Origin of the sequence: Pseudomonas sp. (assembly GCF_049645325.1) — a bacterium.
GTDB lineage: Bacteria > Pseudomonadota > Gammaproteobacteria > Pseudomonadales > Pseudomonadaceae > Aquipseudomonas.
Window position 1 is genome coordinate 1 of record NZ_JBARTQ010000394.1, and the last position, 10,871, is coordinate 10,871.

Consider the following 10,871-nt stretch of genomic DNA (forward strand, 5'->3'; position numbering starts at 1 on the left):
ACCGCCATCGCAGGCAAGCCAGCGCCCACATTTTTAGTCGGCGCTGAATTTGAGGATGGTGTGCTGGGTGTAGGTCTGGCCCGGGTTCAAGCGGGTTGAGGCAAATTTCGGCTGATTAGGCGCGTCCGGGAAGTGCTGGGTTTCCAGGGTGAAGCCGCTCCAGTGCTGGTAGGTTTTGCCAGCTTTGCCTTTGACGGTGCCATCGAGGAAGTTGCTGGTGTAGAACTGCACGCCCGGCTCGGTGGTGTAGAGCTGCAAGCGCCGGCCGGAGGCGGGGTCGTGTATGTCGGCGGCGAGTTTTTTGATGTCGCCTTGGGTGTCCAGCGCCCAGTTGAAGTCAAAGCCGCCTTGTTTCGGTTCGGCAAATTTAAGCTGTGGGTGATCGTCCTTGATGTGTTGGCCGATCGCGGTGGGCTTGAGGAAATCCATCGGTGTGCCCTTGACCGGGGCGAGTTCGCCGGTGGGGATCAAGGTGGCATTCACCGGCGTGTAGTGGCTGGCGTGCAAGGTGGCGACGTGTTTGAGGATGTCGTCGTTGCCCGCGCCGGCGAGGTTGAAGTAGCTGTGGTTGGTGAGGTTGAGTACCGTCGGTTTGTCGGTGCTGGCCTTGTAGTCGATGTGCAGTTCGTTTTTGTCGTTGAGGCTGTAGGTGACTTCGGTTTTCAGGTTGCCGGGGAAGCCCATTTCACCGTCCTTGGACAGGTAGCTCAGGGTCACGCCGACCGAATCCTTGCCCTTGACCGGCTTGGCTTGCCACACGTGCTTGTCGAAACCCTGGGCGCCGCCATGCAGCGAGTTGGGGCCGTCGTTGAGGGGCACCTGGTAGTGTTTGCCGTCGAGTTCAAAGGCGCCGCCGGCGAGGCGGTTGCCGAAGCGCCCGATGGTCGCGCCAAAAAACGCGGTGCCGGCCTGGTAGCCTTGCACGTCGTCGAAACCGAGCACCACGTCTTCGGTCTTGCCGTTTTTATCCGGTACTTTCAGCGACTGCAGCACGCCGCCGTAAGTGATCACCGTGGCTTGCATGCCATGGCTGTTACGCAGCACGTACTGCTCGACGGCGGTGCCGTCATTGGTCTTGCCGAACGGTTTTTGTTCGCTGGTGAGGCCTGCCGCCTGGGCACCGCCGCTGGCGATCATCATGGACAAGGCAAGGCCGGAAAGGAGATGACGAGGGTGCTTCATGGTCGAACTTCCTTTTGTTGTTTTCAGTGGAATAGTTCTACTAATGTGCGATATTTTGTCGATCTAGCAGCAGATTTATAGCCTTTTAACGCGATATTGCAAAATAAAATAAGACTAATTGAGTGGGGTAATCTTTATATGAGTACTGCGCAGGCTGTGTATCCCGACCTCAAGGGTAAGACCGTGCTGGTGTCGGGAGGTGCCTCGGGCATTGGCGAATTCATGGTGCGGGCCTTCGCCGCGCAGGGTGCCAAGGTGGGTTTTGTCGACCGTGCGCAAAGTCAGGGCGAACGGCTGGCCGCACTCTTGAGTTCACAGGGGCACGCGGTTGAGTTTGTTTATTGCGACATCACCGATGAAATCGCCTTTGAGGCGGCGATAGGGCGCTTCGAACACTCGCTCGGCCCGATCACCGTGCTGGTCAACAACGCCGCCAATGATGTGCGCCACACCCTGGAAGAAGTCGATTCGGCCCTGTTCGACCGGCTGATCGCGGTCAATCTCAAGCACGCCTTCTTTGCGGCCAAGGCCGTGGTGCCGATGATGAAGCGCGCGGGCGGTGGGTCGATCATCAACCTGGGGTCCGTCGGCTGGATGATGGCGTCGGCGGGCTACCCGGTGTACGCCGCCAGCAAGGCTGCCGCCCATGGCATGACCCGTGCGCTGGCGCGGGAGCTGGGGCCCAGCCGCATCCGCGTCAACACCCTGGTGCCCGGTTGGGTGATGACGGAAAAACAACTGGCCATGTGGGTGGACGACGCCGCCAAGGAACTGATCAGCCGCAGCCAGTGCCTGCCGGGCAGTGTGCTGCCGGAACACATCGCCAATATGGCGCTGTTTCTCGCCTCCGACGCGTCGGCGATGTGTTCGGCGCAGAACTTCATCGTGGACGGTGGCTGGGTCTGAGTTGACGCCGATCCAACGTGCCTATTCGATCGGGTAGCGCTTGAAGGCGGGGTGCTGTTCCAGCCGTTCGGCATGGCGTTTCAGGTTGGGGAAGGCGTGCGCGTTCACCACCGACGCCACGGTGAACTGGCTGAACGACCAGGCCACTGCCGCTGTAAGGGACGCCTGGGTCACGGCTTCGCTGTCCGCCAAGTGCTTGTCCAGCTGCGAATACGCAGCGAGCAGTTGCCCGGTGACACGGTCGAGCCAGGGCGCATGCAGCTTCTCGGCCGGGCGCAGCTCGTGTTCATACACGATCTGCACGCTCTTCTCGCAGGCTGCGAGCGCCAGGCCCAGCACGTGCAAATCCCGCGCGCGTTCGGCGGGGGCTTGGGGCAACAGCTTTTTGTCGACCGGGGCCAGGGCCTCCAGGTAGTCAAGGATCAAGCTGGAGTCCATCAGCACCGTGCCATCATCCAGCACCAGGGTGGGCGCCTTGACCACCGGGTTGATCGCGGAAAACGCTGGGTAATCGCGAAACACCGACAGCGCCTCATGCTCAAAATCCAGCCCGTACAGCTCCAGGGAAATTGCCACGCGCCGCACGTAGGGCGAGTCCAGCATGCCGACCAGTTTCATGAAGCCTCCATTGCTCTCAGGGTGTTGGGCTCAAGAGATTAAGGGCTGCTGCTCGGCCTGCGCAATGGCCTTGCGCAGTTGCGCGTAGGCGTCGACCAATTGGTCCAGGCTGAACGCCAGGTTGCGCCCACTGGGGTTGGGCAGGACCCATGCCGCCGCATCGCCGATCAACCCGCTTTGCAAGCCCCAGGCAACCGCTTGTTGACCGGACAGCGCGCTGTAACCGGCCTTGCCGAGAAAGGCCACGAAACGTGGCCGGCAGTCGCGGACCTTGTGTTCAAACGCCGCCGCCACGTCCTTGAATTCATGACGCGCCAACTCGCTCGCGCTGGCGGTAGGGCGTTCCACCACGGTGGTCAAACCGCAGCGATAGCGCAGCAACGTGCGACCGTCCTCGGGGCGGATTTCATCGGGCGTGAACCCGGCCAGATGCAACGTGCGCCAAAAGCGGTTGCTGCGATTGGCAAAGTGCAGGCCGACAGCGGCGGAACCCTTGCCGGGGTTGATGCCGCAGAACACCACGGCGAGGCGGTCGGCGAGGATGTCTTCGAGTTTGATGGCTCAGGCGTCCTTGGCCAGCAGCGTGCGGGCGAAATCGTCGGAGGCAATAAAATCCAGGGTCTGGCGCAACTGCGCCGCCGCTTCCCGGCCGAACGCCTGATCGAAGCGCTCGGCCATTTTGCTCGAAATAAGCTTGGCTGCCGCGTGCGTGCGCTTGCCTTCTTCGGTCAGCAGCACGCGACGGGTGCGGCGGTCGAGTTCGTCCACCTGCAGTTCCACCAACCCATCGCGCACCAGTGGCTTGAGCGTATGGCCGAGGGCGGACAAGTCCATCACCAGGGCTTGTGCCAACTCGCCCATTTTTGGCGTGCCGGCCTTGGCGATACGGTTGAGCACTGCAAACTGGGTGGCTTTCAGTCCGCAGGGCGCATACGCCTCGTCATAGATCTGGCCCAGGCGGCGGGACGTGCGGCGCACGGCACCGTTTACGCAGGCGCTGGGGCTATCGGAGCAAGGCGGAGCGGATTTCAAGGGCGGATACTCTCTGATACAAAACACGACGCGGGCAATTATGCCTGCCGAACCCGTCAGGACAAGGCCTTTCAGACCAGATATGGCCTACAGATGAAGACTGAGACAGCTTGAAACAAATTAGTTGCGTACGCCACTAAATTGGATATCGTGGCATATGCCTCTTTGTGACCCGGATGTCGTTGCAAAATCCCCAGGATGCGCATGGGGCGAGGCGGGAAAATGGCACGGCTTTGCCTGCTTGAACGTCCAACCCCCTGTCTGGATCACCTCCTATGCTGAGCCTTGTGCGCATCGCGTTGCTGCGCCCCTATACCTTCCTGGTATTGGCTATTTTCATTCTGATCATCGGGCCGCTGGCGGCATGGCGAACGCCGACCGACATTTTTCCCGAAATCCGCATCCCGGTGATCGCCGTGATCTGGCAGTACACCGGCTTGCCGCCTGACCAGATGGCAGGGCGCATCACCTCGCCGTTCGAACGCGTGCTGACCACCACCGTGAACGACATCCGCCACATCGAAGCGCAGTCGATGAATGGCTACGGGATTGTGAAGATCTTCTTCCAGCCCGGGGTCAACATCAGTACCGCAAACGCCCAGGTGACGTCGGTGTCCCAGGCGATCCTGCGGCAACTGCCGCCCGGCACCGTGCCGCCGCTGGTCCTCAACTACAGCGCCTCGACCGTGCCAATTGTGCAATTGGCCTTGTCGGGCCCAGGCCTCAGCGAGCAGCAGTTGGGCGATATCGGCATCAACTCCGTGCGCCTGATGCTCACCACCGTGCCCGGCGCGGCCTTGCCATACCCGTTTGGTGGCAAGAGCCGACAGGTGCAGATCGACCTTGATTCGGCGCGCATGCAAGCGCGTGGCTTGTCGGCGCAGGACGTCGCCACCGCCCTGGCCACCCAGAACCTGATCACCCCGGTGGGCACGCAGAAGATCGGCAGCTACGAGTTCAACTTGCAGTTGAACAACTCGCCGTCGGACTTCCATGACCTCGAAAACCTGCCGATCAAGACCGCCGACGGCACCACTGTGCTGATCCGCGACGTGGCCACGGTGCGCGACGGCAACCCGCCGCAAGCCAACATCGTGCACGTGAACGGCAACCGCTCGGTATTGCTGACGGTGCTCAAGACGGGCTCGGCCTCTACCCTGGGCGTGATCGCCGGGGTCAAGGAAAAGCTGGCCGACAACAAAGCCGCGTTACCGCCCAACCTGAATATCGACCTGATCGGCGACCAGTCGCTGTTCGTGCGCTCGGCCATCAGCGGCGTGGCGCGAGAAGGCTTGATCGCGGCCGCGCTGACCAGCCTGATGATCCTGCTGTTCCTCGGCAGTTGGCGCTCGACGGTGATCATTGCCACCTCGATCCCGCTGGCGATTCTGGCCTCGATTGCCACGCTGTCGGCCCTCGGCGAAACCCTCAACATCATGACCCTCGGCGGTCTGGCGCTGGCGGTGGGGATCCTGGTGGACGACGCCACAGTGACCATCGAGAACATCAACTGGCACCTGGAACAGGGCAAGCCGGTGGAGACGGCGATTCTCGACGGCGCGGCGCAAATCGTCACCCCGGCGTTCGTTTCGCTGCTGTGTATTTGCATTGTGTTTGTGCCGATGTTCTTCCTCGACGGCGTGGCGCGGTTCCTGTTCGTGCCGATGGCCGAAGCGGTGATCTTTGCGATGATCGCCTCGTTCCTGCTCTCGCGGACTTTGGTGCCGACGCTGGCCAATTACTTGCTCAAGCCCCACGTGCACGGTGAAGCCGGGCCTGCGCCGACGCGCAACCCGCTGGTGAACTTCCAGCGCGGCTTCGAGCGGCGTTTTGAAGCCTTTCGTGAGCGTTACCACACGGTGTTGGACAGCGCCTTGCACCACCGCCGCACCGTGGTGATCGGCCTGTTGGCGTTCGTTGCTGTGTCGTTTGCGCTGGTGCCGTTTCTCGGTCGCAACTTCTTCCCAGAGGTCGATTCCGGGTTGATCCTGCTGCACGTGCGCGCCCCGGTGGGCACACGCGTGGAAAGTAACGCGCACCTGATTGCCGATATTGAAAACTCGATCCGGCGTAAAATCCCGGCCCAGGAACTCAAGGCGCTGGTCGACAACATCGGCCTGTCCATCAGCGGGATCAACGTGGTGTACAACAACACCGGCACCGTAGGCTCCCAGGACAGCGATATCCAGATCAGCCTGAACGAAGGCCATCGCCCGACCGCCGAGTTCATGCGTGAATTGCGCGAAACCCTGCCACGGGAATTCCCGAGTGCGGTGTTCTCGTTCCCGGCCTCGGACATTGTCGGGCAGATCCTCAACTTCGGTTCTTCCGCGCCGATCGACCTGCAAGTCACCGGCAATAACCTGGCGGCCAACTTCACCTACGCGAATAAGTTACTGCGTGATATTCGCCGGGTGCCAGGGGTCGTGGATGCGCGCATCCAGCAGTCGCGGCAATTGCCAACGTTCAATATCGACGTGGACCGCACCCGCGCGCAGTTGGTCGGCCTGACCGAGCGCGACGTGACCAACAGCCTGGTGGTCAACCTCGCCGGTTCCAGCCAGGTGGCACCGACATTCTGGCTCAACCCGGCCAACGGCATTTCCTACCCGATCGTGATGCAAACCCCGCAATACAGCCTCGAAACCTTGGCGGCGTTGCATAACCTGCCGCTGAGCGGCGGCAGCGGGGCGGCGGCGGATCAAACCCTGGGCGGCGTGGCGAATATCCAGCGCAGTCACGGCAACTCAGTGATCACCCAGTCGGATATCCAGCCGGTGGTTGAAGTGCTGACGGCAATTCAGGACCGTGACCTGGGCGGCGTTGCTGCCGATATCCAGAAGATCATCGCGGCCCACGCCGGCGAAGTGCCGACTGGCTCCAAGGTGATCCTGCAGGGCCAGGTGCAGACCATGAACGCAGCCTTCAGCGGCTTGCTGTTCGGCCTGCTTGGCGCGGTGGTGCTGATTTACCTGCTGATCGTGGTCAACTTCCAGTCCTGGGCCGACCCGTTCGTGATCATCACGGCGCTGCCGGCAGCGCTGGCCGGCATTGTGTGGATGCTGTTTGTCACCCACACGCCCTTGTCGGTGCCGGCGCTGACGGGGGCGATCATGTGCATGGGCGTGGCCACCGCGAACGCCATCCTCGTGGTGAGTTTTTGCCGCGAGCGCCTGGCGGTGCATGGCGATGCGGTGCAGGCCGCGCTGGAGGCCGGTTTCACGCGGCTGCGGCCGGTGTTGATGACCGCCATTTCAATGGTCATCGGCATGGCCCCCATGGCTCTGGGCCTGGGGGAGGGCGGTGAACAGAATGCGCCGCTCGGGCGTGCGGTGATCGGCGGCCTGGCGTTTGCCACCATCGCCACCTTGATTCTGGTTCCGCTGATTTTCAGTCTTGTGCACGGGCGTCGCCAACACGCGCCGCTTGCGACCACCGTTACCGTAGGGGTTTGACATGTCCGTTTCCCATTCTCAACCGAAGTCTTCCCGTGGCCTGCTGTGGCTCATCGTGGGCGGGGTCGTCGTGGTTGTCATCGTCGGTGTCGGCATCGGCGTGCGCGCCAGCGAATCCCGTGACCTCAAGACCTGGACCGACGCCCAGGCCCTGCCCAGCGTCAAACTGATCACCCCGGTGGTGCAGGCCCAGGGGCCGGTGCTTAACCTGCCGGGGCGCATGGAAGCGTATTCCCGCGCGTCCATATTTGCGCGGGTCAACGGCTACCTCAAATCCTGGAATGTCGACATCGGCACCCGCGTCAAAGCCGGGCAAGTGCTGGCCGAAATCGACACCCCGGAACTTGACCAGCAGCTGCTGCAAGCCCGCGCCACCCTGGCCTCGGCGCAGGCCAATGCCAACCTCGCCGCCACCACCGCCAAACGCTGGCAGGCCATGCTGGTGAACGACTCGGTGTCGCGCCAGGATGTGGATGAACGCACCGGCGACCTGACGGCCAAGCAGGCCCAGGTGACGGCGGCCAAGGCGAATGTCGAGCAACTGGTCGCCACCAAAGGCTTCCAGCACCTGGTGGCGCCGTTTGCCGGGGTGGTGACTGCGCGCAGCACCGACGTGGGCGCGCTGATCAGCGCCGGTGGCGCGGCCGGTAAAGAGTTGTTTGCCGTGGCGGACGTGAGCCGCTTGCGCGTGTATGTGCAGGTGCCGCAGACGTTCTCGCCGCAGATTCGCGAAGGCGCTACCGCGCGCCTGAGCGTGCCGGAATATCGCGGAGAAACCTTCACCGGTAAGGTGATCGCCACCGCCGACTCGGTTAACGCCGCCTCCGGCAGCACCTTGGTGCAATTGCTCGTGGACAACCCCGGCGGCCGCCTGCTGCCCGGCGGCTACACCAGCGTGCAGTTCGACCTGCCGGTGCAGGCCGACGTATTGCGGGTGCCCTCCAGCGCGCTGGTGTTTGATGACAAGGGCATGCGTGTCGCGACCCTGGACGCCCAGAACCATGTGCATTTCAAGACCGTCAGCATCGCCCGTGACTTTGGCGACAGCGTGGAAATCGCCAGCGGCCTGCAAGCCACCGACCGCGTGATCGACACCCCGCCCGATGGCCTCGCCGATGATGACTCGGTGCAGTTGGCTGTCGCCGCCACTGAGGCCAAACCCCATGGCTAAGCGCACAGTGCTGGGGCTGCTCGCCACCTTGAGCCTGGGCGCCTGCTCATTGGCACCGCCGCTCAAGGTGCCTGAAACACCGATCGCGGCGCAGTTCCGTACCCAAGGCCCGTGGACCGTCGGCGCGCCAAATGATCAGGCCAACCGTGATGGCTGGTGGCGCATCTACAACGACCCGCAACTGGACGCGATGCAGCAGCAGTTGCTGAAAAACAACGCTGACCTGAGCGTAGCGCTGGCGCATTACCAACAGTCCCAAGGTTACGTGGCGCAAGCGCGTTCAGGGCTGTTCCCGACGATTTCGGCGATTGGCAACGGCCAGCGTATCCGGCAGTCGGATACCAAACCCTTGCGTTCGGCCACCTCGCCGGACACCTACAACTCGGCCACGTTGGGCCTGGAAGTGGACTATGAGGTCGACCTGTGGGGCCGCGTGCGCGATACCGTCGCCGCGGGCACCAGCGATTCCGAGGCGGCCAAGGCTGACCTCGCGTCGGTACGCCTGAGCCTGCAGGCGCAACTGGCCGACAGTTACATCCGCCTGCGTGGCATCGACTGGCAAAACCAGTTGCTGGAGCAAACCCGTGACGCCTACGCCAAGGCCCTGAACCTGACCGAAGGCCTGCACGGCGGCGGGATCGTGTCGGGCCTGGACGTGGCGCGGGCGCGTACGCAGTTGTCGACGGTCAAGTCGCAATTGAGCCAGAGCCTGGTGCAGCGCGCGGTGCTGGAACATGCCATCGCCGCCATGCTCGGTGAGTCGGCGTCGACCTATTCCGTGGCCGTCAATGTTGCGCCGATCGCCTTGCCGAACGTGCCGACCGGCGTGCCGTCGAGCTTGCTGCAACGTCGCCCGGACATTGCCGCCGCCGAGCGTCGCATCGCGGCGGCGAACGCGCGCATCGGCGTGGCCAAGGCCGCGTGGTTCCCGCAGATCACCTTGAGTGCTCAGGGCGGCTATCAGAGTGATGAATTTGCGCGCCTGCTCAGTGCGCCTAACCTGTTCTGGGCCATCGGCCCGTCGCTGGTGGGGACGCTATTTGATGGGGGCGCGCGTCAGGCCCAAGTGGATATCGCCAAGGCGGCCACCGATGAAGCGGCGGCCAAATACCGGGGTGTGGTGTTGGGCGCGTTCGAACAGGTGGAAGACAACCTGTCGCAGATCGCCGGCCTGGGCAGTGCGCTGGATGATCAGCGTGACGCCGCGGCAGCCGCGCAATACGCTGAAGACCTTTCAACCTCGCGCTATCGCCAGGGCGCCGTGGCGTATCTGGACGTGGTAACCGCCCAAGTGGCGGCGCTGGAAGCCAAGCGCACTGTATTGCAACTGCAAACCCAGCAATTGAGCGCTAATGTGGGCTTGATCAAGGCGCTGGGCGGCGGATGGAACGTGGCTCAACTGGCTGCGTCGAACACTACTGAAACCAAGGAGCCGTAACGTTATGACCGACTATGTACCCCCGAAGGTGTGGACCTGGGACACCGAAAGCGGCGGCACTTTCGCCAGCATCAACCGGCCCGTTGCCGGGGCGACCCATGACAAAGAGCTGCCTGTGGGCAAGCACCCATTGCAGCTGTATTCGCTGGCCACGCCGAATGGGCAGAAGGTCACGATTCTGTTGGAAGAGCTGCTGGCCCTGGGGCACAGCGGCGCGGAATACGATGCTTGGCTGATCAAGATCGGCGACGGCGACCAGTTCGGCAGCGGGTTTGTCTCGGTGAATCCGAACTCGAAGATTCCGGCGCTGCTGGACCGCAGCGGTGATACGCCGATTCGGGTGTTTGAGTCGGGCGCGATTTTGCAGTACTTGGCGGAGAAATTTGGCGCGTTCTTTCCTGCTGAGCCGGCGGCGCGTGCGGAGTGTTTGTCGTGGCTGTTCTGGCAAATGGGCAGCGCGCCGTACCTGGGTGGCGGGTTTGGGCATTTTTATGCGTATGCGCCGAGCAAGATGGAATACGCGATCAACCGGTTTGCGATGGAGACCAAGCGTCAGCTCGATGTGCTGGACCAGCGGTTGGCGGTGAGTGAGTACATTGCCGGGGATGCGTACACCATTGCCGATATCGCGATCTGGCCTTGGTATGGCGGTCTGGTCAAAGGCCGGTTGTATGGGGCGGCGGAGTTTCTTTCGGTGCACGAATACAAGCATGTGCTGCGCTGGGCAGAGGCGATCGACGCACGCCCGGCGGTGCAGCGCGGGCGACGGGTGAACCGGGTTTCCGGGGAGGCTGCCGAGCAGTTGGCTGAGCGGCATGATGCGGGGGATTTGGACTGAGGGTTAGTTCGTTATTTGGGTGATGGCTTCGATGGGTTCCGCTCTTACAGCGGGTCACTTTTGGTGGAGCGCAAAAGTAACCAAAACGCTCTTGCCCCTCCACTCGGTGCCTCGCCTAGGCTCGGCATGCCCGCACGCAGGCTTGAATCCGTGGGCCGCCGCCACGCGCCATCCATGGCGCGGGGCGGCTAACCCGGCGTCCTGCCGGGTTACCCACGGCTTCAAGCCTGC

At 62.8% G+C, this 10,871-nt stretch carries 9 protein-coding genes; 5 read left to right on the top strand and 4 right to left on the bottom strand.

Annotation, left to right across the window (positions count from 1 at the left end; translation table 11 throughout):
* Window positions 1–33: 33 nt before the first annotated feature.
* Window positions 34–1,182, bottom strand: coding sequence for an aldose epimerase family protein (locus WBB95_RS17045; RefSeq protein WP_424488661.1), 1,149 nt, complete (start codon window positions 1,180–1,182; stop codon window positions 34–36).
* Window positions 1,183–1,320: 138 nt separating this feature from the next.
* On the opposite strand from WBB95_RS17045, the gene WBB95_RS17050 reads away from it, so the two are divergent.
* Window positions 1,321–2,088: an SDR family NAD(P)-dependent oxidoreductase gene (locus WBB95_RS17050; protein ID WP_424488662.1), complete on the top strand. Its 768-nt coding sequence runs from the start codon at window positions 1,321–1,323 to the stop codon at window positions 2,086–2,088.
* 21 nt (window positions 2,089–2,109) lie between these two features.
* Here WBB95_RS17050 and WBB95_RS17055 read toward each other — a convergent pair whose 3' ends face one another.
* From WBB95_RS17055 to WBB95_RS17065, 3 genes are read right to left on the bottom strand one after another with little or no spacing between them, the layout of a single operon-like run.
* Entirely contained in the window at window positions 2,110–2,706 is a 597-nt protein-coding gene (locus WBB95_RS17055) for a glutathione S-transferase family protein (RefSeq protein ID WP_424488663.1), read from the bottom strand.
* Between the two features lie 30 nt (window positions 2,707–2,736).
* Window positions 2,737–3,264 carry a G/U mismatch-specific DNA glycosylase gene (gene mug, locus WBB95_RS17060; protein WP_424488669.1) on the bottom strand — a complete coding sequence of 176 codons (528 nt, stop codon included), beginning with the start codon at window positions 3,262–3,264 and terminating at the stop codon, window positions 2,737–2,739.
* Between the two features lie 3 nt (window positions 3,265–3,267).
* A complete protein-coding gene (locus WBB95_RS17065; protein WP_424488664.1) occupies window positions 3,268–3,684 on the bottom strand; it encodes a MarR family winged helix-turn-helix transcriptional regulator in 417 nt (138 codons plus the stop codon).
* 329 nt (window positions 3,685–4,013) lie between these two features.
* Between WBB95_RS17065 and WBB95_RS17070 the strand changes: the two genes are divergently transcribed.
* The 4 genes from WBB95_RS17070 to yghU are packed head-to-tail and all read left to right on the top strand — an operon-like array spanning window position 4,014 to window position 10,640.
* Window positions 4,014–7,193, top strand: a complete 3,180-nt coding sequence (locus WBB95_RS17070; RefSeq protein WP_424488665.1) for an efflux RND transporter permease subunit — start codon at window positions 4,014–4,016, stop codon at window positions 7,191–7,193.
* 1 nt (window position 7,194) lies between these two features.
* On the top strand, window positions 7,195–8,364 hold the full coding sequence (locus tag WBB95_RS17075; protein ID WP_424488666.1) for an efflux RND transporter periplasmic adaptor subunit: 1,170 nt from the start codon (window positions 7,195–7,197) through the stop codon (window positions 8,362–8,364).
* Complete coding sequence (locus WBB95_RS17080) at window positions 8,357–9,802, top strand: efflux transporter outer membrane subunit (RefSeq protein WP_424488667.1); 1,446 nt, start codon at window positions 8,357–8,359, stop codon at window positions 9,800–9,802. The genes WBB95_RS17075 and WBB95_RS17080 overlap by 8 nt, the downstream gene beginning before the upstream one ends.
* A gap of 4 nt (window positions 9,803–9,806) precedes the next feature.
* Complete coding sequence (gene yghU, locus WBB95_RS17085) at window positions 9,807–10,640, top strand: glutathione-dependent disulfide-bond oxidoreductase (RefSeq protein ID WP_424488668.1); 834 nt, start codon at window positions 9,807–9,809, stop codon at window positions 10,638–10,640.
* Window positions 10,641–10,871 lie beyond the last annotated feature (231 nt).

Excerpts from the sequence above, each read along its gene's own strand:
- WBB95_RS17045 (WP_424488661.1), bottom strand. The coding sequence starts at position 1,182 with ATGAAGCACCCTCGTCATCTCCTTTCCGGCCTTGCCTTGTCCATGATG.
- WBB95_RS17050 (WP_424488662.1), top strand. The coding sequence starts at position 1,321 with ATGAGTACTGCGCAGGCTGTGTATCCCGACCTCAAGGGTAAGACCGTG.
- WBB95_RS17055 (WP_424488663.1), bottom strand. The coding sequence starts at position 2,706 with ATGAAACTGGTCGGCATGCTGGACTCGCCCTACGTGCGGCGCGTGGCA.
- WBB95_RS17070 (WP_424488665.1), top strand. The coding sequence starts at position 4,014 with ATGCTGAGCCTTGTGCGCATCGCGTTGCTGCGCCCCTATACCTTCCTG.
- WBB95_RS17075 (WP_424488666.1), top strand. The coding sequence starts at position 7,195 with ATGTCCGTTTCCCATTCTCAACCGAAGTCTTCCCGTGGCCTGCTGTGG.
- WBB95_RS17080 (WP_424488667.1), top strand. The coding sequence starts at position 8,357 with ATGGCTAAGCGCACAGTGCTGGGGCTGCTCGCCACCTTGAGCCTGGGC.
- yghU (WP_424488668.1), top strand. The coding sequence starts at position 9,807 with ATGACCGACTATGTACCCCCGAAGGTGTGGACCTGGGACACCGAAAGC.